Origin of the sequence: Streptomyces sp. NPDC007863 (assembly GCF_040633895.1) — a bacterium.
GTDB lineage: Bacteria > Actinomycetota > Actinomycetes > Streptomycetales > Streptomycetaceae > Streptomyces.
Genome location: NZ_JBEYEI010000008.1, coordinates 35,495 through 61,717, shown reverse-complemented (window position 1 = coordinate 61,717; position 26,223 = coordinate 35,495). Strand labels below are relative to the sequence as shown.

Genomic DNA, 26,223 nt, shown 5'->3' with positions numbered 1-26,223 from the left:
TCTTTCGGCGCGCACGGGTGTTTCACGTGAAACACCGACGGAAAACCTCTGGACGGGTCCGAAAACCTCTGGACGGCAGATCACCCCGTCGGAGAGCCTGGCCGTCATGCCGATCTCCCCCACCGCCCTCGCCCAGCTCCCCATCCGGCGTCTCGACCCCACCGATCTCCTGGCCTGCGCCGATCTCTCCGAGAACCGCGGCTGGCCCCGCGAGGAGCACAAGTGGGGGCTGCTCCTCACCGCGGGCACCGGGTACGGCATCGACTCCCCGGACGGCGAGGGACTGCTCGCCTGTTGTGTGGTCACCTCCTACGGCCCCGGCCTCGCGGCCATCGGCATGGTGCTCGTCGACGGGCACCATGCCCGGCAGGGCGTGGGACGCCGACTGATGCGCCACGTGCTGGAGCAGGCCGGGGACACCCCGCTCACCCTGCACGCCACGCCGAACGGGCAGCCGCTCTACGAGGGGCTCGGCTTCACCGAGATCGGCCGTGCCGAGATGGTGAAGGGGCGCTTCTCCGCCGCCGTACCCGCGCCTCCGGTCGCGGTCCGTCCGGCCACCGCGGAGGACCTCCAGGAGGTGCTCCGCCTCGACCACGAGATCTTCGGCCTGGACCGGACCCCGCTCATCACCCGGCTCCCGGCCTTCGCCGACCATCTGCGGGTCGCCGTCGAGGACGGCGCGATCACCGGCTTCGCCGCCGCCTGGCCCAACATGGACACCCATGTCGTCGGGCCGCTGATCGCCCGTGACACCGCCACCGCCCAGGCGCTCGTCGCCTCGCTGGCCGAAGCCACGGACCGTCCGCTCCGCACCGACGTCGACGTCCGCCACACCGAGCTGCTCGGCTGGCTCAAGGGCAACGGCCTGGCCCCGATCGCCGAGAACGCGATGATGATCCGCTCCGCCCCGGACCTCCCGGGCGACGCCTCCCGCCGGTTCGCCCCGCTGACCGTCGCGGCGGGCTGACCTCCAGGGGCGGCCGCACCTTCAGGGGCGGGCCGGTCTTCAGGGGCCTGCTCGGGGACCCGGGGAGCCGATACTTGCAGACGCGCACTATTGCGGATCATCGTCTACCCTGGATCCCGAGCGGCTCGACCGACCAGGAGCAGCACGAGGAGAGACCATGACCGCGACGGACCCCGCCCTCACCGGACTCGCCCAGCGCTGGTGCGCCCTCTCCCTGTTGCACGGCCGGATCGAGTCCCACATCGAGCGCGCCCTGGAGTCCGGACACGGTCTGAGCGCCCGCGAGTACTCGCTCCTCGACGTCCTCAGCCGCCAGCACGACGGGCCCGGCGGACACCTCCAGATGAAGCAGGTCGCCGACGCCGTGGTGCTCAGCCAGAGCGCCACCACCCGGCTCGTCACCCGCCTGGAGGACCGGGGCCTGCTCACCCGCTACCTCTGCGCCACCGACCGGCGCGGCATCTACACCGATGTCACCGAGTCCGGCCAGAAGCTCCTCGCGGAGGCCCGCCCCACCAACGACCGGGCCCTGCGCGAGGCCCTGGACGAGGCCGCGAAGAACCCCGAGCTCGCCTCCCTGGTCCATGTCCTCGAAGGCGAGACCGCCACCGTCTGACGATCGGCCCGGCCCTTACGCTGCGGGCATGAGCGATCTTGAGATCCGTCCCGCCACCACCGAGGACGTGCCGGCCATCGTCGCGATGCTCGCCGACGACCCCCTCGGCGCCCAGCGGGAGTCCCCGGACGACCCGGCACCGTACCTCTCCGCCTTCGCCCGGCTCGCGGAGGACCCGAACCAGCACCTCGTCGTGGCCGCACGCGGCGGGCGGGTCGTCGGCACGCTCCAGCTGACGGTCATCCCCGGGCTCTCCCGGCGCGGCGCCACCCGCGCCCTGATCGAGGGCGTACGGATCCACGCCGACGAACGCGGCAGCGGCCTGGGCACCCGGCTCGTCGAATGGGCCATCGACGAATCCCGGCGCCTGGAGTGCGTACTGGTCCAGCTGACCTCCGACGTCACCCGCACCGACGCGCTCCGCTTCTACGAGCGACTCGGCTTCGAGGCGAGCCACGTGGGCTTCAAGCTCGCGCTCTGATCTGCGGGGGATGTCCGTGTTTCACGTGAAACACGGACATCCGCGTCCTCGGGACCGGCTCAGAGTCCCCGCCACCCCTTCTCGTCCACACCGCCCGGGACCGCGTCCCCGGGCTCGTACGGCTCCCGGGTGAAGACGAAGGAGCCGAGGTCGAGGTGGCTGACGCCGCCGTCGGGCCGCCGCACCACTCGGAGCCTCTCCCCCGCGTAGTAGCCGTCGAGCCCGATCCAGCCGCCCTCGGGCAGCGCCCGGAAGCGGGCACCTCGGCCGGGCCCGCGCAGGGGCTCCAGGACGAGCCCGCGCTCGGCGCCGAGCCGCAGAGCGTAGGAGTACGTGCCCCAGTACCAGGGACCGGTCAATGCCAGGAGCTCCCGGTCGACCTCGACCTCGGGCAGCGGCCGCCACGGCTCCGGGAACCGCGGCTCGGCCTCCGCCACGATCCGTACGAGGTCGGTGGCGACGAGCCCGGGCTGCGGACCGCTCGTGGCGTTCGCGAGCGCCACGCCGACCAGGCCCTCCTCGACGTCGACCCAGAGGCCCGCGACGAAACCGGGCAGGGAACCGCCGTGCCCGATGAGCGTGCCGCTCTCCTTCCGGGCCACCTGGAGACCGAGGCCGTAGCCCATCAGCGGATCGCCGACGGCCGGCGGACCCACGGGAACCCGCATCTCGGCGACGGAGGAGGCGCTCAGCACCCGCTCGTCGCCCTCGGCGAGGAAGACACCGAACCGGCAGAGGTCCGCCGCCGTCGACCACAGCCGGCCGGCCGCGCCCATCACCCCGAGGTCCTCGGAAGGCTCCGGAAGCATCACATCGGCCCAGGGGTGCACCGCCCAGCCCCCGGCGTGCGGGGCGACCGGCTCCCCCGTCGTCCGTTCCATGCCCAGCGGCTCCAGGATCTCGGTGCGCAGCGCCTCCTCCCAGGAGACCCCGCGCACCGCCTCGACCAGCGCGCCGAGCAGGGTGTAGCCGGGGTTGGAGTAGTGGAAGGTGCGGCCCGCCGGATGGAGGACGGGCGTCTCCCCCAGCACGTCGGAGAGCTCGGGCCGCGAGGATCCGGGCGTCCGCTCCCACCAGGGGGAGGGCGTCTCCGCCGCGAGCCCCGCGGTGTGGCCGAGCAGCTGGGCGAGGGTCGCCTCGCCCACTCCGGTGCCGGGAAGGTGCTTCTCCAGCGGGTCGTCGAGCCCGAGCAGCCCCTCGTCCCGCAGCCTGAGGACGAGGACGGCGGTGAACACCTTGGTGATCGACCCGATCCGGTACTGCGTGTCGGCGTCCGGGGCGTGCCCGTCGACACAGCTGCGGGAACCGCTCCAGACCATCGCTCCCCCGCGGGCGACGGCCCCCACGAACGACGGCGCGCGGCCCTCGCTCTGGGCGCGGGCCACGCGGTGCAGCAGGGAACGCTCGGTGGTGGGCAGCAGGGCTTCGAAAGCTGAGGTCATGGGACCGATCATGCCCCGCCGCCCCGCCGCGGCACGATCAGGTTTGTGCCATGTCCACGAAGCGCGAGTAGTGGCCCTGGAAGGCCACGGTGATGGTGGCCGTGGGGCCGTTACGGTGCTTGCCGACGATGATGTCGGCCTCGCCCGCGCGAGGCGACTCCTTCTCGTAGGCGTCCTCGCGGTGGAGCAGGATGACCATGTCGGCGTCCTGCTCGATGGAGCCGGACTCACGGAGGTCGGAGACCATCGGCTTCTTGTCGGTGCGCTGCTCGGGGCCACGGTTCAGCTGGGAGAGCGCGATGACCGGGAGCTCCAGCTCCTTGGCGAGGAGCTTGAGGTTTCGCGACATGTCGGAGACCTCCTGCTGACGGCTCTCCTGCCGCTTGGAACCGCCGGACTGCATCAGCTGGAGGTAGTCGATGATGACCAGCTTGAGGCCGTTGCGCTGCTTGAGCCGGCGGCACTTGGCGCGGATCTCCATCATCGACAGGTTCGGGGAGTCGTCGATGTAGAGCGGCGCCTGGGAGACGTCGGGCATGCGGCGGGCGAGCCGGGTCCAGTCCTCGTCGGTCATCGTGCCGGAGCGCATGTGGTGCAGGGCGACCCGCGCCTCTGCGGACAGCAGACGCATCGCGATCTCGTTGCGGCCCATTTCGAGGGAGAAGATGACGCTGGGCAGGTTGTGCTTGATCGAGGCGGCCCGGGCGAAGTCCAGGGCGAGGGTCGACTTACCCATGGCGGGGCGGGCCGCGATGATGATCATCTGGCCGGGGTGGAGGCCGTTGGTGAGCGAGTCGAGGTCGCTGAAGCCGGTGGGCACACCGGTCATCTCGCCGCTGCGGGAGCCGATCGCCTCGATCTCGTCGAGCGCGCCCTCCATGATGTCGCCGAGCGGCAGGTAGTCCTCGGTGGTCCGCTGCTCGGTGACCTTGTAGATCTCCGCCTGGGCCGAGTTCACGATCTCGTCGACGTCGCCGTCGGCCGCGTAGCCCATCTGCGTGATCTTGGTGCCGGCCTCCACGAGACGGCGCAGCACGGCCCGCTCGTGGACGATCTCCGCGTAGTACGAGGCGTTCGCCGCGGTCGGCACCGACTGGACGAGGGTGTGCAGATAGGAGGCGCCGCCGACGCGGTTGATCTCGCCGCGCTTGGTGAGCTCGGCGCCGACCGTGATGGGGTCGGCGGGCTCGCCCTTGGCGTAGAGGTCGAGGATCGCGCCGAAGACGGTCTCGTGCGCGGGCTTGTAGAAGTCGTGGCCCTTGATGATCTCCACGACGTCGGCGATGGCGTCCTTGGAGAGCAGCATGCCGCCGAGGACGGACTGCTCGGCGTCGAGGTCCTGCGGGGGTACCCGTTCGAAGCCGACGAGGCCGCCGTCCCAGGGGCCGTCACTGCCGCGCTCGTGCTGCTCCTCACGGCCCCGGCCGCGCCCGCGGCCCTCGCCGCGGCCCTCACCGCGCCCTTCGCCCCGGGTGCGGACGGGCAGTCGGTCGCTCGGTCCGCCGTCTGCCCAAGGGTCGTCCATGGGCTCGGGAACGCTCACCCGCCACCTCTTCCCGTCCGCTCAGCGGACCTCGCCGTGCCACTCCTTCTTACGCCACGGCCTTGGTCAAAGAGTGGCTTTTGCGTCCGGTTCTGGCGCGTCGGGCGCCGGTCCACGGTAGGCCCGCGAGGGGCGTCAGCCAATCTGGTTATCCACAGGCTCTGTGGGTGAAGCCCCCAATGCTGTGGATAAGCCGCCGGATCCTGTGCACGGACCGGGGGACAGCCATGTGGACAAACTCATAAGACCCTCCCCGATCACGCTCTGACCTGCACCTTTTCCATCCACGGGCTGTGGGGGAGAAAAACTTTTGCGCCAGGGCCACGATCAGAACAAACAGCCCACACCCGAAGCCCCGATCCCCTTGAAAGTAAGGATCACCCATACATTGCATCACTTACCTGTGGACGATTAGATTGGCCTCATGACCCAGGCCCCCACGAGCTCCAAGGCCACGCTGCGCCGGCACGACCGCGAGATCCTCTCGCTCGCCCTGCCGGCCTTCGGCGCCCTCGTCGCCGAGCCGCTCTTCCTCATGGTGGACAGTGCCATCGTGGGCCACCTCGGGACCCCCCAACTCGCGGGCCTCGCCATCGCCGGCGCCCTGCTCTCGACCTTCGTCAGCGTCTTCGTCTTCCTCGCCTACGCCACCACGGCCGCCGTCGCCCGCCGGGTCGGCGCGGGCGACCTGCCCTCCGCCCTCCGCCAGGGCATCGACGGCATCTGGCTGGCCCTCCTCCTCGGCCTCGCCCTCATCGCGGTCACCCTCCCCCTGGCCCCCTGGCTGGTCGAGGCCTTCGGCGCCTCCGACACCGCGGCCCCCCACGCGACCACCTATCTGCGGATCTCCCTCCTGGGCATCCCCGCGATGCTGATCGTCCTGGCCGCCACCGGAGTCCTGCGCGGACTCCAGGACACCCGCACCCCGCTCTACGTGGCCATCGGCGGCTTCGCGGTCAACGGCGCCCTCAACCTCGGACTGGTCTACGGCGCCGGGCTCGGCATCGCGGGCTCCGCCTGGGGCACCGTCATCGCCCAGTGCGGCATGGCCGCCGCGTACCTCGTCGTGGTCGTCCGTGGCGCCCGGCGCCAGGGAGCCTCGCTCCGGCCCGACGCCGCCGGGATCCGGGCCTCGGCTCAGGCGGGCGTCCCGCTCCTGGTCCGTACGCTCTCGCTGCGCGCCGCCCTGATGATCGCCACCGCCGTCGCCGCCCGCCTGGGAGACACCGAGGTCGCGGCCCACCAGATCATCCTCTCGCTGTGGAGCCTGATGGCCTTCGCCCTGGACGCCATCGCCATCGCGGGCCAGGCCATCATCGGCCGCTACCTGGGCGCCGACGACGCCGAGGGCGCCCGCCAGGTCTGCCGCCGGATGGTCCAGTGGGGCGTCGTCTCCGGAGTGGCCCTCGGACTGCTGCTGGTCCTCACCCGCCCGCTCTTCATCCCGCTCTTCACCGGCGACCCCGCCGTCCAGTCCACCCTGCTGCCGGCCCTGCTCGTCGTGGCCCTCTCCCAGCCGATCTCCGGCGTCGTCTTCGTCCTCGACGGCGTCCTCATGGGCGCGGGCGACGGCCCCTACCTCGCCTGGGCGATGCTGCTCACCCTGGCGGTCTTCGCACCGGTCGCCCTGCTCGTGCCCGCGCTCGGCGGCGGGCTGACCGCGCTCTGGTGGGCGATGACGCTGATGATGACGGTCCGGCTGGCCACCCTCTGGTACCGGATGCGCTCCGGCCGCTGGATCATCACGGGCGCCACCCGCTGACCGAGGGCGGTGTTTCACGTGAAACACCGCAAAGAGCCAGAAGCGCATGTTTCACGTGAAACGGCGGATGGGCCGCCCCCCAGCGGGGAGCGGCCCATCCGTACTGCTGAGCGCAGCGTTACGCGGCAACGACCTCGATGCCGAGCTTCGCGGCAACCTCGGGGTGCAGACGCACGAGCACCTGGTGCGAGCCCAGGGTCTTGATCGGCGAACCGAGCTCGACGCGACGCTTGTCGACCTCGGGGCCACCGGCGGACTTGATCGCCGTGGCGACGTCGGCCGGGGTCACGGAGCCGAAGAGACGGCCGGCGTCGCCGGAGCGAACGGCCAGACGGACCTTCGTGCCCTCGAGCTTGGCCTTGATCTCGTTGGCCTGCTCGATGGTCGCGATCTCGTGGATCTTGCGGGCGCGGCGGATCTGCGCCACGTCCTTCTCGCCACCCTTGGTCCAGCGGATCGCGAAACCACGCGGGACCAGGTAGTTGCGAGCGTAGCCGTCCTTGACCTCGACGACGTCGCCGGCCGTACCGAGGCCGGAGACTTCCTGGGTGAGGATGATCTTCATTTTTCGGTCACCCTTCCCTTATCGCGCGGTGGACGTGTAGGGCAGCAGCGCCATCTCACGGCTGTTCTTGACGGCCGTGGCGACGTCACGCTGGTGCTGCGTGCAGTTGCCGGTCACGCGGCGGGCACGGATCTTGCCGCGGTCGGAAATGAACTTCCGCAGCATGTTCGTGTCCTTGTAGTCCACGTACGCGGTCTTGTCCTTGCAGAACGCGCAGACCTTCTTCTTAGGCTTGCGCACAGGCGGCTTCGCCATGGTGTTTCTCCTGTGTGATCAAGAAGTGTGGGGTACGAGCTGCTTCCGGGGCCAGGCCCTAGAAGGGGGGCTCGTCCGAGTAGCCGCCGCCGGAGTTGCCACCCCAGCCGCCACCGCCGCCGGAGGCCTGCTGGCCGCCGCCGGAGGAGCCGCCGGAGGCCCAGGGGTCGTCGGAGGGAGCTCCGCCGCCCTGCTGCTGGCCGCCGCCGGAGTTGCCACCCCAGCCGCCGCCACCCTGCTGGCCACCGCCACCGCCGCCGCCGAAGCCGCCGCCGCCACCCTGGCCACCGCGGCCGGTGGTCTTGGTGACCTTGGCCGTGGCGTTACGCAGGCTGGGGCCGACTTCCTCGACGTCCAGCTCGAAGACCGTGCGCTTGACGCCCTGGTTGTCCTCGTAGGACCGCTGCTTCAGACGGCCCTGGACGACGACGCGCATGCCCCGCTGAAGGGACTCGGCGACGTTCTCCGCCGCCTGACGCCAGACCGAGCAGGTCAGGAAGAGGCTTTCGCCGTCCTTCCACTCGTTGGTCTGACGGTCGAAGGTGCGGGGAGTGGACGCGACGCGGAACTTCGCGACCGCCGCACCGGACGGGGTGAAGCGCAGCTCGGGGTCGTCGACGAGATTGCCGACGACCGTGATGACGGTCTCGCCTGCCATGGGTGAACCTCTCGGCGTTGCTTCTGGCTGCTTGCTGCTACTCGGACCCGATTACCTCTGAGCGGAAGCTCAGTGGGTCTCGGGGCGGAGGACCTTGGTCCGGAGGACCGACTCGTTCAGGTTCATCTGGCGGTCGAGCTCCTTGACGACCGCAGGCTCGGCCTGCAGGTCGATGACCGAGTAGATGCCCTCGGGCTTCTTCTTGATCTCGTAGGCGAGACGACGACGGCCCCAGGTGTCGACCTTCTCGACCTTTCCGTTGCCCTCACGGACGACGGAGAGGAAGTTCTCGATCAGCGGGGAGACAGCGCGCTCCTCGAGATCGGGGTCGAGGATGACCATCACCTCGTAGTGACGCATGTGGAACCCACCTCCTTTGGACTCAGCGGCCACGGTCGTTCCGTGGCAGGAGGGTCGTGATGCGTGAGCGACGGCGTCCAGACTGGCAGGACCAGGGCAGACACCGGCGCAGACCGTACAGAGTACCCGCACATCGCCTTGCGGTTGAAATCCGGCGGGGAGGGGACGCAATCTGTACACATCGGACGTCGGCGGCGCTAGGATGCGCCGCCCTCCGCACGGCACGCCAGGAGGTGCCCCATGGCACAGGCAATGCGACCCGACCCCGGCCACTCCCTCTTCGCGACGGACGGCAAGCCCCACCCGCTCGTGGACACGCTGCTCGCCGTCACGCTGGCGCTGGGCATCCTGTCCTTCGTCACGGCGCAGTTCCACAACCTGCACCTGCTCAGCTCGTGGTCGGGCCTGATCGGCATCCTGACCGGGGCCTACGGACAGTTCATCTCCGTCACCACCCGCGAACGCTTCTTCCTGATCGTCGGACTCGGCGCCTCGGCGGTGGGCTTCTTCCTCGGGATGGCCCACGGCGGGCTCTTCGGCGGCGTGATCAGCTGACGCCGAGCACGTCAGGGCCCACGTGGCCCTTCGGGGCGCTCCCCGGTCGCAGTAGGCTTCGGCGCGAGAGCCGGAGCCCCTGACCGATGGGGACACACCTGCCGAGGAGCGCCCCGACATGAGCCTGACCCTGAGGACCATCAGCCGAGAGCAGCATCTGGCGTACATCCAGAGCCTGCCCGGCGCGAGCCACTGCCAGGTCCCGGCGTGGGCGGACGTGAAGACCGAGTGGCGCTCGGAGAACCTCGGCTGGTTCGACAAGAACGGCGAGCTCGTCGGCGTGGGCCTGGTGCTGTACCGCCAGCTCCCCAAGCTCAAGCGCTACCTGGCCTACCTCCCCGAGGGTCCGGTCATCAACTGGCACGCCCCCAACCTCGACGAGTGGCTCCAGCCGATGCTGGCCCACCTCAAGCAGCAGGGCGCCTTCTCCGTGAAGATGGGCCCGCCGGTCGTCATCCGCCGCTGGGACGCGGCCGCGATCAAGTCCGGCATCCAGGACCCGGACGTCAAGCGCCTCAAGGACGTGCAGGCCACCGAGGTCATGCCGCAGGCCTTCGAGGTCGCCGACCGGCTGCGCAAGATGGGCTGGCAGCAGGGCGACGACGGCGGCGCCGGCTTCGGCGACGTGCAGCCCCGCTACGTCTTCCAGGTCCCGCTGGCCAACCGCTCGCTCGACGACGTCCTCAAGGGCTTCAACCAGCTGTGGCGCCGCAACATCAAGAAGGCCGAGAAGGCCGGCGTCGAGGTCGTCCAGGGCGGCTACGAGGACCTCGCCGAGTGGCAGCGCCTGTACGAGATCACCGCCGTCCGCGACAAGTTCCGGCCGCGCCCGCTCTCGTACTTCCAGCGCATGTGGACGGTCCTCAACAACGAGGACCCCAACCGGATGCGCCTCTACTTCGCCCGCCACAACGGCGTGAACCTCTCCGCGGCGACGATGCTCGTCGTCGGCGGCCACGTCTGGTACTCGTACGGCGCCTCCGACAACATCGGCCGCGAGGTCCGGCCGTCCAACGCCATGCAGTGGCGGATGCTCCGCGACGCCTACGCGATGGGCGCCACCGTCTACGACCTGCGCGGCATCTCCGACTCGCTCGACGAGACCGACCACCTCTTCGGTCTGATCCAGTTCAAGGTCGGCACCGGCGGCGAGGCCGTGGAGTACGTCGGCGAGTGGGACTTCCCGCTGAACAAGCTCCTGCACAAGGCGCTCGACATCTACATGTCGCGCCGCTGACGCTCCCCGCGGGGCTTGCGTAACCTCGTAGTTCCACGAGTAGTTCCGCGAGTCTCGTACACACCTGCGAAACCCCCCACCGCAGCCATCAGAAAGGTTCCGGGCCGGCCATGGCGCTCTCCCTCTACGTCGACACCGCTCGCTGGCGGGCGCACCAGAAGTCCGTCATCGACCAGTTCCCCGGTCTGATCCCGGTCTGCAAGGGCAACGGCTACGGCTTCGGCCACGAGCGGCTCGCCGAGGAGGCGGCCCGCTTCGGCGCCGACATGCTCGCGGTGGGGACCACGTACGAGGCCGCGAAGATCAAGGACTGGTTCGGCGGCGACCTGCTGGTCCTCACCCCGTTCCGGCGGGGCGAGGAGCCGGTGCCGCTGCCGGACCGGGTGATCCGCTCCGTCTCCTCCGTCGACGGGGTGCACGCCCTGGTCGGCGCCCGGGTCGTCATCGAGGTCATGAGCTCGATGAAGCGGCACGGCGTCCGCGAGGACGAGCTCGCGCGGCTCGCCTCCGCGATCGAGGACGTGCGCCTGGAGGGCTTCGCCCTGCACCTGCCGCTCGACCGCCCGGACGGCACGGACGCCGTCGAGGAGGTCATCTCCTGGATGGACCGGCTGCGCGCCGCCCGGCTGCCCCTGCACACCATGTTCGTGAGCCATCTGCGGGCCGAGGAGCAGGCCCGGCTGCAGCAGCAGTTCCCGCAGACCCGCTTCCGCGCCCGGATCGGCACCCGGCTCTGGCTGGGCGACCACGAGGCCACCGAGTACCGCGGTTCGGTCCTGGACGTCACCCGGGTCGCCAAGGGCGACCGCTTCGGCTACCGCCAGCAGAAGGCGGCCTCGGACGGCTGGCTGGTCGTCGTCGCCGGCGGCACCTCGCACGGCGTGGGCCTGGAGGCCCCGAAGGCGATGCACGGCGTGATGCCGCGCGCCAAGGGCGTGGCCCGGGCCGGTCTGGCCACGGTCAACCGGAACCTGTCGCCGTTCGTCTGGGCGGGCAAGCAGCGCTGGTTCGCCGAGCCGCCGCACATGCAGGTGTCGATCCTCTTCGTGCCGGCCGACGCCCAGGAGCCGCAGGTCGGCGACGAGCTGGTGGCCCACCTGCGGCACACCACGACCCAGTTCGACCGGCTCGTGGAGCGCTGAGCCGGTCGTCCGAGCGTCGTCGGATCACCCCCGGGAGCCCTCGGCCCCGGGGGTTCCCCATGTCACGAGGAGTTCGCCCTCGGCGGGCTCGGGGGCCGCGTGGCGGGCCGGGCGGGCGGCCCCGCCCACCACGAAGGCGTCCCGGGCGCCGTCCAGGACGCCGCCCGAGGGGTCGTCGGCGCCGTCCCTGCGGACCGGGTCCTTCTCGGGCGCGAGGATGTCCCGTACGACCACGGCGCACAGGTACAGCGTGCCCAGCAGGTGCAGCACGATCGCGAAGTGGTAGCCGTCCAGCGGCAGTCCCTGCTTGTTGCCGCTGCCGGTGAACGCGAGGTACATCCAGATCCCGAGGTAGTACAGCACCTCGCAGGACTGCCAGATCAGGAAGTCGCGCCAGCGCGGCCGGGCGAGCGCGGCGAGCGGCACCAGCCAGAGGACGTACTGCGGCGAGTAGACCTTGTTGGTGAGGACGAACGCGGCGACCATCAGGAACGCCAGCTGGGCGAGGCGGGGGCGCCGGGGCGCGGCGAAGGCCAGCCAGCCGAGCCCGCCCGCCGCGAGCAGCAGGAGCAGCAGCGCGTACAGGTTGGCCCGCTCGGGCGGGATGGTCTCCCCGGCGCGCTGGCTGACGAGCAGCCAGACCGAGCCGAAGTCCACGTTCCGGTCGCGGCTGAAGAGGTAGAACTGCTTCCAGCCCTCGGGCGCGAGGAGCATCACCGGCAGGTTCACCACCAGCCAGGAGCCCGCCGCGCCGAGCAGCGCGGTACCGAAGGCGCGCATGCGCCCGGCCCGCCGGCAGAGCAGCAGCAGCGGCCACAGCAGGAGCACCGGGTAGAACTTGGCGGCGACGGCCAGGCCAAGCAGGATGCCGGCGGCGAGCGGCCGGGAGCGGGCCCACATCAGGATCGCGGCGGCGGTGAGGGCCACGGCGAGCAGGTCCCAGTTGATGGTGGCGGTGAGGGCCACGGCGGGCGCCAGGGCGACGAGCAGACCGTCCCAGGGACGGTTGCGGTGCGTCCGGGCCACACAGACCGCGAGGACGGCCACGCAGACCATCAGCAGACCGGAGTTGACGAGCCAGTACGCCTGGCCGCGGGCCTGGAGGTCGCCACCGGGCGTCAGCCAGGCCGCCACCTCCATGAACAGCCCCGTCAGGACGGGGTACTCCAGGAACGGTATGTCGCCGGCGAGCCGGTCGAAGTAGGGCACCAGGCCCTCGGAGAAGCCGCGCCCGGCGAAGAGGTGCGGGATGTCCGAGTAGCAGGCGTGGGTGTACTGGGAGGTGGTGCCGCGGAACCAGGCCCAGTTGTAGCAGGGCAGTTTCTGCACCATGCCGAGGGCGAACATGCCGATGGCCACGAGCGCGATCACCCGCACCGGGGTGAACTGCCCGCCCGCGGGCCCGCTGCCGGGCAGGGCGCGGCGGCCGTACCGCCCGCCGATGAGCGCGCTGCCGGCGGCCGCCACCTCGTCGCGCCGGGTGGGGGCGACGACGGGCGGGACGACGGGGGCGGCGTCGACAGGGGCGTCGTCGAGGGGGCCGTTCGTCTTCTTCAGGCTCGGCATGGGGGACATCCTGCCGTACGCCCCTGGGAATCCGGCCGTGCGCGGGACGGCAACGCGGAGGGCCGCCGCGCTCCGCCCCGTACCGCGTGGGTACGGGGCGGGCGCGACGGCCCTCGTGGCGCCGGTCGCCCGGCGGGTCTTCCCGGCGGGTGGCCGGGTCGGCCGCCTCAGTCGAAGAAGCTTCCGGTGGAGGAGTCGGTCGGGTCTCCGCCGCTGCCTCCGCTGTTGTTGCCGCCGCCGTTTCCGGGGCCGCCCGGATCGGTCGTCGTGCCCGTCGGCGTCGGCTCCGTGCTGCCGGTCGGCGTCGGCTGGGTCGATCCGCCGTCGGCGCCGCCCGTGTCGTTGCAGTCCCAGCCGTCCCAGATGCTGCAGGTGGTCTTGCCGGGCTTCGGCTCCTTGGTCGTCGGACGGCCGCTGTCGGTGGGCGTCGGCGGGGGAGTCGTCGTCGGGGCGGTGGTGGCCGTCTCGGTCGGCGTGGGCGTCTCGGTCGGCGTCGGGGTGGCCGTCGGCTTGGGCGTGGCGCCACCGCCGTAGACCGCCTTGGCGTCCGCGAGCTTCTCCGGCTTCGGGAACTTCTCGACCGGCAGGTCGGCGACGGCGTCCGTCATGTAGTCGTTCCAGATCTGCGACGGGAACGACGAACCGTGGATCGACTTCTGGCCGCCCGTGCCGTACATCTCCAGGAACTCGCGGCCTTCCTTGGTCTCGTCGTCGTCGAAGCGGTACATGTCGATCGCCGTCGCGAGCTGCGGGGTGTAGCCGACGAACCAGGCCGACATGTTGTCGTCGGTGGTACCCGTCTTGCCGGCCACGTCGCGGCCGGGGATGGCCGCGTTGTTGCCGGTGCCGTCCGGGTCCTCGACGACGCTGCGGAGCACGTCGGTGACGTTGGAGGAGATGGCCGAGGAGAACGCCTGCTTGGAGGCCCCCTCGTGCTTGAAGATGACCTTGCCGCCCTTGACCACCTTGGTGACCGAGTACGGCTCGTTGCGCACGCCCTCGTTGGCGAAGGTGGAGTAGGCGCCGGCCATCCGGATCGCGCTCGGGCTGGAGATGCCGAGCGAGAAGGACGGGACCTCGCCCTTGACCAGGGAGTCGGGGCGCAGACCGGCGTCAACGGCCGCCTCACGCACCTTGTCGATGCCGACGTCCATGCCCAGCTGCACGAAGGGGGAGTTGGCGGAGACGATCATCGCCCGGCGCAGGCTGATGTTGCCGTAACTCCGGTCGCCCTCGTTGTCCTGCTCCCACTCCTTCCCCTTCTCGTCGTGCCAGATCTCGCCGTCGTACTTGCGGACCTTGAGGTCGTCCTTGCCGGAGTAACGGCTCTTGTCGGGGTCGAGCAGCGTGCGCGTGGAGGCGTCCTGCACCGCATCGCCCTCCGGGTCGCGCACGCCGTCCCTCATCGCGGCGGCGAGCACGAAGGGCTTGAACGTCGAACCGACCTGGGCACCGGTGGTGTCGGCGTTGTTGGTGTAGTGCTTGGTGGCGTCCTGGCCGCCGTAGATCGCGACGATGGCGCCGGTCTTGACGTCGACGGAGGCGCCGCCGAACTCGACGTGGGTGTCGTCCTCCGGCCGCTTCTTCTCGTCGATGTACTCGTCGTAGACCTTCTTGACCGAGTCCGACATCGCCTCCACCTTCTTCTTGTTGAAGGTGGTGTGGATCTCGTATCCGCCGAGGTTCAGGGCCTCTTCGCTGATGTCGTACTTGCTGCGGAAGTTGGCCTTGGCGGTCGCGACCAGGTAGCCGATCTGGCCGCTGAGCTGCGCGTCCGTCTTCCTCTTCTGGATCTTCGGCAGGGTCTTGTACTTCGCCCGCTCCTCCGCCGTGATCTTCCCGTCCTTGACCATTTCGTCGAGGATCCAGGCCCAGCGCTCGGTGAGGCGCGCCAGGTTCTTCTCGGCGGTGGCGTTGGGGTCGTACTCGGGGTATCCGGCCGGGTCGTAGTACGTCGCGCCCTTCAGCACGGAGGCGAGGACCGCCGACTCGGAGGCGTTGAGGTCCCGGGAGTCCTTGTCGAAGTACGCGCGGGAGGCGGCCTGGATGCCGTAGGCGTTGCGGCCGTAGTAGGCGGTGTTGAGGTAGCCGGCCAGGATGTCGTTCTTCTCCAGGTCGTTGCCGACCTTGATGGAGATGAAGAGCTCCTTCACCTTCCGGGAGAGGGACTGCGTCTGGTCGTTGAGCAGGCCGTTCTTCACGTACTGCTGGGTGATGGTCGAGCCGCCCTGGGTCTCGCCGCCCTTCGCCATGTTCCACACGGCGCGGCCGATGCCCATGGGGTCGACGCCCCAGTCGTCCCGGAAGGTCTTGTTCTCGGCCGAGATCACGGCCTCCTGCATGACCGTCGGGATCTGGTCGATGCCGACGATCTGGCGGTTCGCGCCGGCGCCGGTGGCGACCATCCGCGAGCCGTCGTCCCAGTAGTAGATGTTGTTCTGGGAGGTCGCGGCGTCGGCCACGTTGGGGACGACCACCTGCGAGTACGCGATGACCGAGGCGCCCATGAGGAGGCCCACGAAGAGCAGGAACGTGCCCGTGACGAGCTTCCAGGACGGCATCCAGCGACGCCAGCCGTCCTTGTCGTGCCGCGGGTAGTCGATCAGGCGCTTCTTGCCCGGCGGACGACCGCCCGGGCCCCCGCCGCGTCCGCCGCCACCGCCGCCTCCGCCCCGGCGGCCACCGCCGCCGGGACCGTTCGGTCCTCCGGGGCCGGCCGCGGGCCCGCGCCGGCGGCCACCGCGCTGGGCGGCCCGCCGGGCCTCCGCGCGGCCACCGTACGGACGTGCCTCCTCCCCGGGGGAGGAAGGGGCCCCGTGGGAACCGGACGACCCGTACGCGTCGGACGACCCGTAAGGGGCCGGCGATCCGTACGGGGGCGTCCCGCCACCGGGGTTCTGGGCCGGGGCCGACCTGCGGCCGACCGGCTGCTGGGCGGCGCGTCGTGCCGCCGCGCGGCCGCCCGTCGGCGGCTCCTGCGACGGCATCCTGCGACGGTGCTCGCTCATCGAACGACTACTCCTCGGGCAGGCGCGTACGCCTGGAAGCGGCAGTTGAGTTCCGGTCCCCCCGAAATGCGTACGACCGGAGCCCATCGGAGGCCCCTTTCGTACCGCAGCCGGTCACCCGCTGCACTGACGCCCCAGCGCGGCTCCTGGTTCCCGGTGGTGTGCATGCCGCACAGACTACGCACGGCCAAAACCCCTCTTGCGCCGGAGTTCACCCCAAATCAGGCAAGTCGCACGCTGTGAATTGACGATGTGACGCCGGTCACCACACCTCCACTTGTCGGACCTCTCGGGCCGTTCTATCGTGCTGATGTATCGAGTCGATACATCAGCACGGCATAAGTGTTTCGGACAGGGACCGCAGGGCGGAGGAGGCGACCTATGAGCAGACGCTCCGGCATCCTCGAGTTCGCCGTTCTCGGCCTGCTGCGCGAAGCCCCGATGCACGGATACGAGCTGCGCAAGCGCCTCAACACCTCGCTCGGCATCTTCCGGGCGTTCAGCTACGGGACGCTCTACCCCTGCCTCAAAACGCTGGTCGCCAACGGCTGGTTGATCGAGGAGCCGGGCAGCGCCCCCGAGGAGGCCCTCGCCTCGTCACTCGCAGGACGCCGGGCCAAGATCGTCTACCGGTTGACGCCCGAGGGGAAGGAGCACTTCGAGGAGCTCCTCTCCCACACCGGCCCCGACGCCTGGGAGGACGAGCACTTCGCCGCCCGCTTCGCGTTTTTCGGCCAGACCGAGCGCGAAGTGCGGATGCGGGTCCTCGAAGGCCGCCGCAGCCGGCTGGAGGAGCGCCTGGAGAAGATGCGCGCCTCGCTGGCCCGGACGCGCGAGCGACTCGACGACTACACGCTTGAGCTCCAGCGCCACGGAATGGAGTCCGTGGAGCGCGAAGTGCGCTGGCTGAACGAGCTCATCGAGAGCGAGCGGGCGGGACGCGACCAGCGGCCCGAAACCGACGCTCCGCACGACAACGATTCTGGAGAGACGGGCGGCCTGCCCCGGCACGGGGGCAGTACCCGGCCGGATCCGTCCGACGACACCGCCAAGTGAAACCCTGCGCCAGCAGGGCTTCCACGATCACACAGGGAGCAACCGGAATGGGTTCGGTTCGCGTAGCCATCGTCGGCGTGGGCAACTGCGCCGCCTCGCTGGTGCAGGGCGTCGAGTACTACAAGGACGCCGACCCGGCGACCAAGGTGCCCGGCCTGATGCACGTCCAGTTCGGCGAGTACCACGTCGGTGACGTCGAGTTCGTCGCCGCCTTCGACGTCGACGCGAAGAAGGTCGGCCTGGACCTCGCGGACGCCATCGGCGCCAGCGAGAACAACACCATCAAGATCTGCGACGTGCCCGCCTCCGGCGTCACCGTCCAGCGCGGCCACACCTTCGACGGTCTCGGCAAGTACTACCGCCAGACCATCGAGGAGTCCGCCGAGGCGCCGGTCGACGTCGTCCAGATCCTCAAGGACCGCCAGGTCGACGTCCTCGTCTGCTACCTGCCCGTCGGTTCCGAGGACGCGGCGAAGTTCTACGCCCAGTGCGCCATCGACGCCAAGGTCGCCTTCGTCAACGCCCTCCCGGTCTTCATCGCCGGCACCAAGGAGTGGGCCGACAAGTTCACCGAGGCCGGTGTCCCGATCGTCGGTGACGACATCAAGTCCCAGGTGGGCGCCACCATCACGCACCGCGTGATGGCCAAGCTCTTCGAGGACCGCGGTGTCCGTCTCGAGCGCACCATGCAGCTCAACGTCGGCGGCAACATGGACTTCAAGAACATGCTCGAGCGCGAGCGCCTGGAGTCCAAGAAGATCTCCAAGACGCAGGCCGTCACCTCGCAGATCCCCGACCGCGAGCTGGGCGACAAGAACGTCCACATCGGCCCGTCGGACTACGTGGCCTGGCTGGACGACCGCAAGTGGGCGTACGTCCGCCTCGAGGGCCGCGCCTTCGGCGACGTCCCGCTGAACCTGGAGTACAAGCTCGAGGTCTGGGACTCCCCGAACTCCGCGGGTGTCATCATCGACGCCCTGCGCGCCGCGAAGATCGCCAAGGACCGCGGCATCGGCGGCCCGATCCTCTCCGCGTCGAGCTACTTCATGAAGTCCCCGCCGGTGCAGTACTTCGACGACGAGGCCCTGGCCAACGTCGAGAAGTTCATCAAGGGCGAGGTCGAGCGCTGACCCCGAGCGGTCCGATGCGTTTCACCTGACGAGGGTCCCCGCGGCACTGCCCGGGGACCCTCGCCGTATGTGAGTCTTGCTGCCATGTCCGTCGTACGTGATCTGCGCGTACTGCTGCGCCTGCGCGACTTCCGGCGCCTGCTCACCATCCGGCTGCTCTCCCAGTGCGCGGACGGGGTCTACCAGGTGGCCCTGGCCACCTATGTCGTCTTCTCCCCCGAGAAGCAGGCGACCCCCGCCGCCATCGCCTCCGCCATGGCCGTGCTGCTGCTCCCGTACTCCCTCGTCGGCCCCTTCGCCGGCGTCCTCCTCGACCGCTGGCAGCGCCGCCAGGTCTTCCTCTACGGAAACCTGCTCCGCGCCCTGCTCGCCGGCGGAACCGCCGTGCTGATCCTCGCCTCGGTCCCCGACTGGCTCTTCTACGCCTCCGCCCTCTCCGTCACGGCCTTCAACCGCTTCGTGCTCGCGGGGCTCTCGGCCGCCCTGCCCCGGGTCGTCGACGAGGAACGGCTGGTCGTGGCCAACTCGCTCTCACCCACCGCGGGCACCCTCGCCGCCACCGTCGGCGGCGGACTCGCCTTCGGTGTCCGGCTCCTTGCCGACGAGTCCGACGCCGCCGTGGTCGCCTTCGGTGCCGTGCTGTACCTCTGCGCCGCCCTCGCCTCGCTGCGGATCGCCCGGACGCTGCTCGGCCCCGACCCCGACCCCGACCAGGTACCGGACCGGCTCTCCGCGGCGCTCGCCACCACCGCCCGGGGCCTCGCCGCCGGTCTGCGCCATCTCGCCGCACGCCCACGGGCCGCCCGGGCGCTCATCGCCGTCGGGCTGATGCGCTTCTGCTACGGCGCTCTGCTCGTGACCGTGCTGATGCTCAGCCGGTACGCCTGGAGCACCACCGAGTCCGAGGGGCTCGGGCTGCTGGGGATCGCCGTCGCCGCCTCGGGCGCCGGCTTCTTCGCCACAGCCGTCCTCTCGCCCTGGGCGGTGGGCCGGTTCGGGCCCTTCGGCTGGATGATCCTGTGCTCGGCCGCGGCCGCCGTCCTCGTCCCGGCGCTCGCCCTGTCCTTCAGGCCCACGCCGTTCCTCGTCGCCGCCTTCGTCCTGGGGCTCATCACCCAGGGAGCGAAGATCGCGACCGACACCGTGGTGCAGACGAGCGTGGACGACGCCTACCGCGGCCGGGTCTTCTCGCTCTACGACGTGCTCTTCAACGTCGCCTTCGTGGCGGCGGCCGGGGTCGCCGCCCTGATGCTGCCGCCCGACGGCCGCTCGCCGCTGCTGATCGCGCTGGTGGCCGCCGGATACGCGGGCATCGCCCTGCTGCTGCGCGGGGCCGGGCAGGAACGGTGATGTTTCACGTGAAACACCGCTCGGGGTGTTTCACGTGAATCGGGGTGTTTCACGTGAAACAGGGGCGCGGGGTCAGTCGCGCGCGGCCCACCATTCCTTGAGCGCGGCGACGGCCTCCTCGTACTCCATCGGGCCGTTCTCCAGGCGCAGCTCAAGCAGGAACTTGTATGCCTGGCCGACGGCGGGACCCGGCTTGATCTCCAGGATCTCCTGGATCTGGTTGCCGTCGAGGTCGGGCCGGATCGAGTCCAGCTCCTCCTGCTCCTGGAGCTGGGCGATGCGGTCCTCCAGGCCGTCGTAGGCGCGGGAGAGCGCGGACGCCTTGCGCTTGTTGCGCGTGGTGCAGTCCGAGCGGGTCAGCTTGTGGAGGCGCGAGAGCAGGGGGCCGGCGTCGCGGACGTAGCGGCGCACGGCCGAGTCGGTCCACTCGCCCGTGCCGTAGCCGTGGAAGCGCAGATGCAGCTCCACGAGCCGCGAGACGTCCTTGACCAGCTCGTTCGAGTACTTCAGCGCGGTCATGCGCTTCTTGGTCATCTTCGCGCCCACCACCTCGTGGTGGTGGAAGGAGACCCGGCCGTCCTTCTCGAAGCGGCGGGTGCGCGGCTTGCCGATGTCGTGGAGGAGCGCGGCGAGGCGGAGCACCAGGTCCGGGCCGTCCTCCTCCAGGTCGATCGCCTGGTCGAGGACGGTCAGGGAGTGCTCGTACACGTCCTTGTGCCGGTGGTGCTCGTCGCTCTCCAGACGCAGCGCGGGCAGCTCCGGGAGGACGTGGGCGGAGAGACCGGTGTCGACGAGCAGGCCGAGGCCCTTCCGCGGGTGGGCGGAGAGCAGCAGCTTGTTCAGCTCGTCCCGGACGCGCTCGGCGGAGACGATCTCGATCCGGTCGGCCATCTCCGTCATCGCGGTGACGACCTCGGGGGCGACCTCGAAGTCGAGCTGGGCCGCGAAGCGGGCCGCCCGCATCATGCGCAGCGGGTCGTCGGAGAAGGACTCCTCGGGCGTGCCCGGGGTGCGCAGGACCCGCTCGGCGAGGTCCTCCAGACCGCCGTGCGGGTCGATGAACTCCTTCTCGGGGAGGGCCACGGCCATCGCGTTGACGGTGAAGTCACGACGGACGAGATCCTGGTCGATGGAGTCGCCGTAGGAGACCTCGGGCTTGCGAGAGGTGCGGTCGTACGCCTCGGAGCGGTACGTCGTGACCTCGATCTGGTAGCCGTCCTTCTGCGAGCCGACGGTGCCGAAGGCGATCCCGACCTCCCACACGGCGTCGGCCCAGGGGCGGACGATCTTCAGGACGTCCTCGGGGCGGGCGTCCGTGGTGAAGTCCAGGTCGTTGCCGAGCCGGCCGAGGAGGGCGTCCCGTACCGAGCCGCCGACCAGGGCGAGGCGGAATCCGGCCTCCTGGAAACGGCGGGCGAGGTCGTCGGCGACAGGGGCCACGCGCAGCAGTTCGCTGACGGCGCGGCGCTGCACCTGGCTCAGTTCGGTCGAGGTGTCTTCGTTGGCGTTCGGCACAACAGAAAAGGGTACGTGCCCCGCTCCGCCCCAGCGCCCTCGTTTTCCCGTTGCCCGCCCCGTCCAGGGGGGAGCCCGTCTGTGAGCTTCTTGTGAAAAGGGCCTCTTCCGACGTCATCGGCTGGAGGACTCCCCGGCACTCGGCCCCTCCATGCCTCGTTACCATGCCTGGACACAGCAACCGGGAACCACTGGCATCACGGGCACCACCGACAACGACGAGGACGGGCGAACGCGTGGCTGAGGCGGCAGCTTTCCAGGGAACCGGTCCCTCACCTGCCCGCCGATGGCTGCGGCGCACCCTCACCGTGGCCGTCGGGGCACCCCTCCTCGCCGGTCTGCTCCAGAACCCCTCACCGGCCCAGGCCGCCGAGGAGACCCCGGTCTCCCGAACGGTCGATGTGTCGATCGACACGCTGACGCCGAGCGCCCCCGTCGAAGGGGACACCGTCACCGTCACCGGCACGCTGACCAACCGCGGCAAGCGGACCATCACCGACGCGACGGTGAACCTGCGGGTCGGTCCACGGATGGACAGCCGCAGCGAGATCGATCAGGTCGCCCGTCGGAAGGGCTTCCGCTCCGACAGCGACCCCCAGCCGCTGGACGCCCCCGAGATCAAGGTCCCGCGCCTGGCCGTCGGCGTCTCCCAGGACTTCCGGATCTCCGTGCCCGTCGCCGACCTTGACCTCGACGACGAGGGCGGCGTCTACCAGCTGGGCGTCTCCCTCAGCGGGCAGACCTCGGACGCACGGTGGGACCGCGTCCTCGGCATCGAGCGGACCTTCCTGCCGTACCAGCCCGAGCCGACCGCCAAGCGGACCCAGCTCACCTACCTCTGGCCGCTGATCTCCTCGGCCCACGTCTCGGCCGACACCGCCTCGGACGAGCAGCAGAGCGCCGTCTTCCAGGACGACGAGCTCGTCGAGGAGCTGCGCCCCGGCGGCCGGCTCGACCAGATGGTCACCCTGGGCAAGGACCTCCCGGTCACCTGGGTGATCGATCCGGACCTGCTGGCCTCCGTCGAGGCCATGGCCAAGGGCTACCGGGTGAAGGACGGCACCGGGCACATCGCCGGCACCGAGGCGAACCGCGAGCTGGCCGAGAACTGGCTCGGGCAGCTGGAGAAGGCCGTGCAGGGCCGCAAGGTCGTCGCCCTGCCCTTCGCCGACCCCGACCTCGCCTCCCTCGCCCACCACGGCAAGGCCGTCCCCGGCTCCCTCGGCCATCTCCAGTCGGCGACGGCTCTGTCCGCGTCGACCGTGGAGACGATCCTCCACGTCCAGCCGGCCACCGACTTCGCCTGGCCCGTCGAGGGCGCCGTCGACCCCTCGATCATGGCGGTCGCGACCTCGGCCGGCGCCCGCAAGGTGATCGCCCGCAGCGACAGCATCCAGGACGACGACCTCTCCTACACCCCCACGGCGGCCCGCCCCATCGGTGGCGGCGCCACGGCGGTGGTGAGCGACGCGGAGCTGTCGACCGCCTTCCAGGGCGACATGGTCCGCGCCGAGACGTCGACGCTCGCCGTCCAGGAGTTCCTGGCGCAGACCCTCGCGATCACCCTGGAGCAGCCGCAGGACCGCCGCAGCGTCGTCGTCGCCCCGCAGCGGCAGCCGAGCGTCTCCCAGGCCCAGGCGATGGCGGCCGCGGTGCGCGGGCTCGGCGCCAAGCGCTGGACCGAGCCGCTCGACCTGGTCGCCGCGGCGGCGGCCAAGCCCGACCCCGACGCCTCCACGCGGGTGCCGCGCGCCTCGCAGTACCCGAAGAAGCTCCGCGACAGCGAGCTGCCGGTGGACGCCTTCCGGGACATGAAGACCACGGGCGACGAGCTGGACGACTTCAAGGTCATCCTCAGTAAGCCGGACCGGGTCGTGCCGCCGGTGCTCACCGCGATCAACCGCGAGATGTCCACCTCCTGGCGCGGGCGGACCACCGCGGCGGCGATCTACCGGGTCGACGTCCAGGACGTCCTGCGGCGCCTCACCAAGAGCGTGGTGCTCGTCGACAAGTCCGCGCTGACCCTCTCGGGGCGCAGCGCCACCATCCCCGTCACGGTGCAGAACAAGCTCCTCCAGGATGTGGAGGGGCTCGTCCTGCGGCTGACCTCCAGCAACGGCACCCGGCTGAAGGTCGACGGCGACACCTCCGCCGACCTGCCCATCACGGTCCGCGCCGGGCACAGCCAGTCGGTGAAGTTCCCCGCCTCGGCCAACGCCAACGGCCAGGTCTCGATGACCGCCCAGCTGTACACGGCGGACGGCACGCCCTACGGCACGCAGATGACCTTCTCCGTGAAGGTCTCGGAGATGACCCCGACGGTGATGCTGGTCATCGCCGGCGGTGTGCTGCTCCTCGTCCTCGCCGGCGTCCGCATGTACAGCCAGCGCAAGCGCCTCGCCGCCCGCGCCGCCGAAGCCGAGGCCGACACCCCGGCCGAGAGCGAGGCGGAGGCCGGGACCGAGGGCGAGACCGATGCCGCGGGCGACGCCCCTGCCGGGAGCGGCACGGCGGACGGAGCCGGGCAGCCGAGTGACCCGGACCCGGACACCGGCTCCGAAAGCGGCGACCCGTCGGGCCCGGGTGAGAAAGTGGACCGTTGAGCGATGTCGTGGCCGGTCGGCCGGGGACGATGAGGTGGGGTAACCATGAACGCGCCGTACGACGCTGACCGCGGCCAGGGTGCGGGCGGCGCCGCACCGTCCGGCGGCATGCCCGTTCCCCCCGTCGGGCCGGACGGACAGCCGCTCCCGCAGGGGCAGCACCCCGGGTACCCGCCGCAGGTCCCGTACGGGCAGGAGCCCTACGGCGCGCAGCCGCAGGACCCGTCCGCGCACCCCGGGAACGCGCACGCGGAGAACCCGTACGCCCAGGACCCCTACGTCCAGGACGCCTACGCCCACGACCCGTACCAGGGGCGCGACCTGTCCGCGCAGGACCCGGTGGGCGAGGCGCTCTACGACCGCGCCGCCCACCCGCCGCCCCCGCCGGGCACCTACCAGGACCCCCAGGCCCTCTACCAGCAGCCCGCCACGCCCCAGCACGCCCCGGACCCGCGGGTCTGGGCCCAGACGCCGGCGCCCGAGCCCGACGGCCCGTCCCGCCACCTCCCCTACGGCGACGACGCCCGCACGGTGCAGTTCACCGGCGTCGACGACCTGGTGACCCGGGCGAGCGAGGACGAGCGGCCCGAGCAGGACGCCTTCGCCCACCTCTACCGTGACCAGCAGGGCCAGGGCCAGGTGCCCGCCCCCGCCGCGGAGCCCGACCCGCTGCCCGCCCCGCCGAAGAAGGGCGGCCGTGCCTCCGGGCTGCTGAAGTCGAGCGCCGTGATGGCCGCCGGCACCCTCGTCTCCCGGCTCACCGGCTTCGTCCGCTCGCTGGTCATCACCGGCGCCCTCGGCGCCGCGCTGCTCGGCGACACCTTCACCATCGCGTACACCCTGCCGACGATGATCTACATCCTCACCGTCGGCGGCGGCCTCAACTCGGTCTTCGTGCCGCAGCTGGTCCGCTCGATGAAGAACGACGAGGACGGCGGCGAGGCCTACGCCAACCGCCTGCTCACGCTCGTCATGGTGGCGCTCGGCCTGATCGTGGTCGCCGCCGTCTTCGCGGCGCCCGTCCTGATCCGGCTGATGTCGAACACCATCGCCGACGACGCGGCCGCCAACAGCGTCGCGGTGACCTTCGCCCGCTACTGCCTGCCCACCATCTTCTTCATGGGTGTGCACGTGGTGATGGGCCAGATCCTCAACGCCCGCGGCAAGTTCGGCGCGATGATGTGGACCCCGGTCCTCAACAACATCGTCATGATCGTCACCTTCGGCCTGTTCATCTGGGTCTACGGCACCTCCGCCGAGTCCCACATGGGTGTGCAGACGATCCCCGACGAGGGCATCCGCCTCCTCGGCATCGGCACCCTGCTCGGCCTGGTCGTCCAGGCCCTGGCGATGATCCCGTACCTGCGCGAGACGGGCTTCCGCTTCCGGCCCCGGTTCGACTGGAAGGGCCACGGCCTCGGCAAGACCGTCAAGCTCGCCAAGTGGACCGTGCTCTTCGTCCTCGCCAACCAGGCGGGCGTCCTGGTCGTCACCCAGCTCGCCACCGCGGCCGGCGAGGAGTCCGGCAAGAACGGCGCCGGCTTCCTCGCCTACTCCAACGCGCAGCTGATCTGGGGCATGCCGCAGGCCATCATCACGGTCTCCGTCATGGCCGCCCTGCTGCCCCGGATCTCCCGCGCCGCCAGCGACGACGACCCCGGCGCCGTCCGCGACGACATCTCCCAGGGCCTGCGCAACTCCGCCGTCGCCATCGTCCCGGTCTCCTTCGCCTTCCTGGCGCTCGGCGTCCCGATGTGCACCCTGCTGTACGCCTCCAGCGGCGTCGAGGCCGCCCAGGGCATGGGCTTCATCCTGATGGCCTTCGGCCTCGGCCTGATCCCCTACTCCGTGCAGTACGTCGTCCTCCGCGGCTTCTACGCCTACGAGGACACCCGCACCCCCTTCTACAACACGGTCATCGTCGCCGCCGTCAACGCGGCGGCCTCCGCCCTCTGTTACGTCCTGCTCCCCGCCCAGTGGGCCGTGGTCGGCATGGCCGCCTCCTACGGTCTCGCCTACGCCGTCGGCGTCGGCATCGCCTGGCGCCGGCTGCGCAACCGCCTCGGCGGCGACCTGGACGGCGCCCATGTGATGCGCACCTACGCCCGCCTCTGCATGGCCTCCCTGCCGGCCGCGGTCCTGTCCGGGGCCGTCGGCTTCGGCCTGCTGAAGCTGCTCGGTGAGGGCGCCCTCGGCTCGCTGGTCGCGCTCGTCGTCGGCGGAGCGGTGCTCCTCGGGGTCTTCTTCGTCGCCGCGCGACGCATGCGGATCACCGAACTGAACACCCTCGTCGGCATGGTGCGGGGCCGTCTCGGACGCTGATTCCACCCTCCGGGACAACCTTCGGGGGGACCCGTGTGTCGTGCATAGCGTCCGACTGTGGGCACAATTGGCTTGGCTGTTGGATGT

Annotated in this window: 21 protein-coding genes; 12 read left to right on the top strand and 9 right to left on the bottom strand. The window is 70.7% G+C overall.

Annotation, left to right across the window (positions count from 1 at the left end; genetic code table 11):
* Positions 1–106 precede the first annotated feature (106 nt).
* The 3 genes from ABZ621_RS14625 (at position 107) to ABZ621_RS14615 (ending at position 2,067) form a co-directional block, all read left to right on the top strand.
* Positions 107–970: a GNAT family N-acetyltransferase gene (locus ABZ621_RS14625; RefSeq protein ID WP_360604260.1), complete on the top strand. Its 864-nt coding sequence runs from the start codon at positions 107–109 to the stop codon at positions 968–970.
* A 157-nt stretch (positions 971–1,127) separates the two neighbouring features.
* Positions 1,128–1,586: a MarR family transcriptional regulator gene (locus ABZ621_RS14620; RefSeq protein ID WP_360604258.1), complete on the top strand. Its 459-nt coding sequence runs from the start codon at positions 1,128–1,130 to the stop codon at positions 1,584–1,586.
* Between the two features lie 28 nt (positions 1,587–1,614).
* A complete protein-coding gene (locus ABZ621_RS14615; RefSeq protein ID WP_360604256.1) occupies positions 1,615–2,067 on the top strand; it encodes a GNAT family N-acetyltransferase in 453 nt (150 codons plus the stop codon).
* A gap of 59 nt (positions 2,068–2,126) precedes the next feature.
* On the opposite strand, the gene ABZ621_RS14610 is transcribed toward ABZ621_RS14615, so the two are convergent.
* A complete protein-coding gene (locus ABZ621_RS14610) occupies positions 2,127–3,509 on the bottom strand; it encodes a serine hydrolase domain-containing protein (RefSeq protein ID WP_360604254.1) in 1,383 nt (460 codons plus the stop codon).
* A gap of 37 nt (positions 3,510–3,546) precedes the next feature.
* Positions 3,547–5,052, bottom strand: coding sequence for a replicative DNA helicase (gene dnaB / locus ABZ621_RS14605; protein WP_169094051.1), 1,506 nt, complete (start codon positions 5,050–5,052; stop codon positions 3,547–3,549).
* Positions 5,053–5,476: 424 nt separating this feature from the next.
* Here dnaB and ABZ621_RS14600 point away from each other — a divergent pair, with 424 nt between their 5' ends.
* Positions 5,477–6,814 carry an MATE family efflux transporter gene (locus ABZ621_RS14600; protein WP_360604252.1) on the top strand — a complete coding sequence of 446 codons (1,338 nt, stop codon included), beginning with the start codon at positions 5,477–5,479 and terminating at the stop codon, positions 6,812–6,814.
* Positions 6,815–6,932: 118 nt separating this feature from the next.
* Here ABZ621_RS14600 and rplI read toward each other — a convergent pair whose 3' ends face one another.
* The 4 genes from rplI to rpsF form a co-directional block, all read right to left on the bottom strand.
* Positions 6,933–7,379 (bottom strand): 50S ribosomal protein L9, encoded by a 447-nt coding sequence (rplI, locus tag ABZ621_RS14595; protein ID WP_360604251.1) that lies wholly within the window; start codon positions 7,377–7,379, stop codon positions 6,933–6,935.
* An 18-nt stretch (positions 7,380–7,397) separates the two neighbouring features.
* Positions 7,398–7,634, bottom strand: a complete 237-nt coding sequence (gene rpsR, locus ABZ621_RS14590) for a 30S ribosomal protein S18 (RefSeq protein WP_005315025.1) — start codon at positions 7,632–7,634, stop codon at positions 7,398–7,400.
* Between the two features lie 58 nt (positions 7,635–7,692).
* Positions 7,693–8,292, bottom strand: coding sequence for a single-stranded DNA-binding protein (locus tag ABZ621_RS14585; RefSeq protein ID WP_360604249.1), 600 nt, complete (start codon positions 8,290–8,292; stop codon positions 7,693–7,695).
* Positions 8,293–8,361: 69 nt separating this feature from the next.
* On the bottom strand, positions 8,362–8,652 hold the full coding sequence (rpsF, locus tag ABZ621_RS14580) for a 30S ribosomal protein S6 (protein WP_004950685.1): 291 nt from the start codon (positions 8,650–8,652) through the stop codon (positions 8,362–8,364).
* Between the two features lie 240 nt (positions 8,653–8,892).
* Here rpsF and ABZ621_RS14575 point away from each other — a divergent pair, with 240 nt between their 5' ends.
* The 3 genes from ABZ621_RS14575 to ABZ621_RS14565 all read left to right on the top strand — a co-directional run bounded on the left by ABZ621_RS14575 (position 8,893) and on the right by ABZ621_RS14565 (position 11,586).
* Positions 8,893–9,207 (top strand): hypothetical protein, encoded by a 315-nt coding sequence (locus tag ABZ621_RS14575; protein WP_360604247.1) that lies wholly within the window; start codon positions 8,893–8,895, stop codon positions 9,205–9,207.
* A gap of 118 nt (positions 9,208–9,325) precedes the next feature.
* Positions 9,326–10,444, top strand: coding sequence for a peptidoglycan bridge formation glycyltransferase FemA/FemB family protein (locus tag ABZ621_RS14570; protein ID WP_360604245.1), 1,119 nt, complete (start codon positions 9,326–9,328; stop codon positions 10,442–10,444).
* A gap of 110 nt (positions 10,445–10,554) precedes the next feature.
* Complete coding sequence (locus tag ABZ621_RS14565; RefSeq protein ID WP_360604243.1) at positions 10,555–11,586, top strand: alanine racemase; 1,032 nt, start codon at positions 10,555–10,557, stop codon at positions 11,584–11,586.
* Between the two features lie 24 nt (positions 11,587–11,610).
* On the opposite strand, the gene ABZ621_RS14560 is transcribed toward ABZ621_RS14565, so the two are convergent.
* The gene (locus ABZ621_RS14560) at positions 11,611–13,152 is read right to left on the bottom strand and encodes a glycosyltransferase 87 family protein (RefSeq protein WP_360604241.1); all 1,542 of its coding nucleotides are present in this window, start codon (positions 13,150–13,152) and stop codon (positions 11,611–11,613) included.
* 167 nt (positions 13,153–13,319) lie between these two features.
* Complete coding sequence (locus tag ABZ621_RS14555; protein ID WP_360604239.1) at positions 13,320–16,160, bottom strand: transglycosylase domain-containing protein; 2,841 nt, start codon at positions 16,158–16,160, stop codon at positions 13,320–13,322.
* Between the two features lie 381 nt (positions 16,161–16,541).
* Between ABZ621_RS14555 and ABZ621_RS14550 the strand changes: the two genes are divergently transcribed.
* The 3 genes from ABZ621_RS14550 (at position 16,542) to ABZ621_RS14540 (ending at position 19,696) form a co-directional block, all read left to right on the top strand.
* A complete protein-coding gene (locus ABZ621_RS14550) occupies positions 16,542–17,216 on the top strand; it encodes a PadR family transcriptional regulator (protein WP_169094060.1) in 675 nt (224 codons plus the stop codon).
* Positions 17,217–17,263: 47 nt separating this feature from the next.
* Positions 17,264–18,346: an inositol-3-phosphate synthase gene (locus ABZ621_RS14545; protein ID WP_360604236.1), complete on the top strand. Its 1,083-nt coding sequence runs from the start codon at positions 17,264–17,266 to the stop codon at positions 18,344–18,346.
* Positions 18,347–18,430: 84 nt separating this feature from the next.
* On the top strand, positions 18,431–19,696 hold the full coding sequence (locus ABZ621_RS14540) for an MFS transporter (protein WP_360604234.1): 1,266 nt from the start codon (positions 18,431–18,433) through the stop codon (positions 19,694–19,696).
* 72 nt (positions 19,697–19,768) lie between these two features.
* Here the strand turns inward: ABZ621_RS14540 and ABZ621_RS14535 are convergent, their stop codons facing one another.
* Positions 19,769–21,211 (bottom strand): CCA tRNA nucleotidyltransferase, encoded by a 1,443-nt coding sequence (locus ABZ621_RS14535; protein ID WP_360604232.1) that lies wholly within the window; start codon positions 21,209–21,211, stop codon positions 19,769–19,771.
* A 236-nt stretch (positions 21,212–21,447) separates the two neighbouring features.
* Here ABZ621_RS14535 and ABZ621_RS14530 point away from each other — a divergent pair, with 236 nt between their 5' ends.
* Positions 21,448–23,814: a DUF6049 family protein gene (locus tag ABZ621_RS14530; protein WP_360604230.1), complete on the top strand. Its 2,367-nt coding sequence runs from the start codon at positions 21,448–21,450 to the stop codon at positions 23,812–23,814.
* A 45-nt stretch (positions 23,815–23,859) separates the two neighbouring features.
* A complete protein-coding gene (gene murJ / locus ABZ621_RS14525) occupies positions 23,860–26,136 on the top strand; it encodes a murein biosynthesis integral membrane protein MurJ (protein ID WP_360604228.1) in 2,277 nt (758 codons plus the stop codon).
* Positions 26,137–26,223 lie beyond the last annotated feature (87 nt).

Bases quoted from the DNA above. Each gene is read 5' to 3' on its own strand.
- ABZ621_RS14625 (WP_360604260.1), top strand. From the start codon at position 107: ATGCCGATCTCCCCCACCGCCCTCGCCCAGCTCCCCATCCGGCGTCTC.
- ABZ621_RS14620 (WP_360604258.1), top strand. From the start codon at position 1,128: ATGACCGCGACGGACCCCGCCCTCACCGGACTCGCCCAGCGCTGGTGC.
- ABZ621_RS14615 (WP_360604256.1), top strand. From the start codon at position 1,615: ATGAGCGATCTTGAGATCCGTCCCGCCACCACCGAGGACGTGCCGGCC.
- ABZ621_RS14610 (WP_360604254.1), bottom strand. From the start codon at position 3,509: ATGACCTCAGCTTTCGAAGCCCTGCTGCCCACCACCGAGCGTTCCCTG.
- ABZ621_RS14600 (WP_360604252.1), top strand. From the start codon at position 5,477: ATGACCCAGGCCCCCACGAGCTCCAAGGCCACGCTGCGCCGGCACGAC.
- rplI (WP_360604251.1), bottom strand. From the start codon at position 7,379: ATGAAGATCATCCTCACCCAGGAAGTCTCCGGCCTCGGTACGGCCGGC.
- rpsR (WP_005315025.1), bottom strand. From the start codon at position 7,634: ATGGCGAAGCCGCCTGTGCGCAAGCCTAAGAAGAAGGTCTGCGCGTTC.
- ABZ621_RS14585 (WP_360604249.1), bottom strand. From the start codon at position 8,292: ATGGCAGGCGAGACCGTCATCACGGTCGTCGGCAATCTCGTCGACGAC.
- rpsF (WP_004950685.1), bottom strand. From the start codon at position 8,652: ATGCGTCACTACGAGGTGATGGTCATCCTCGACCCCGATCTCGAGGAG.
- ABZ621_RS14575 (WP_360604247.1), top strand. From the start codon at position 8,893: ATGGCACAGGCAATGCGACCCGACCCCGGCCACTCCCTCTTCGCGACG.
- ABZ621_RS14570 (WP_360604245.1), top strand. From the start codon at position 9,326: ATGAGCCTGACCCTGAGGACCATCAGCCGAGAGCAGCATCTGGCGTAC.
- ABZ621_RS14565 (WP_360604243.1), top strand. From the start codon at position 10,555: ATGGCGCTCTCCCTCTACGTCGACACCGCTCGCTGGCGGGCGCACCAG.
- ABZ621_RS14560 (WP_360604241.1), bottom strand. From the start codon at position 13,152: ATGCCGAGCCTGAAGAAGACGAACGGCCCCCTCGACGACGCCCCTGTC.
- ABZ621_RS14555 (WP_360604239.1), bottom strand. From the start codon at position 16,160: ATGAGCGAGCACCGTCGCAGGATGCCGTCGCAGGAGCCGCCGACGGGC.
- ABZ621_RS14550 (WP_169094060.1), top strand. From the start codon at position 16,542: ATGAGCAGACGCTCCGGCATCCTCGAGTTCGCCGTTCTCGGCCTGCTG.
- ABZ621_RS14545 (WP_360604236.1), top strand. From the start codon at position 17,264: ATGGGTTCGGTTCGCGTAGCCATCGTCGGCGTGGGCAACTGCGCCGCC.
- ABZ621_RS14540 (WP_360604234.1), top strand. From the start codon at position 18,431: ATGTCCGTCGTACGTGATCTGCGCGTACTGCTGCGCCTGCGCGACTTC.
- murJ (WP_360604228.1), top strand. From the start codon at position 23,860: ATGAACGCGCCGTACGACGCTGACCGCGGCCAGGGTGCGGGCGGCGCC.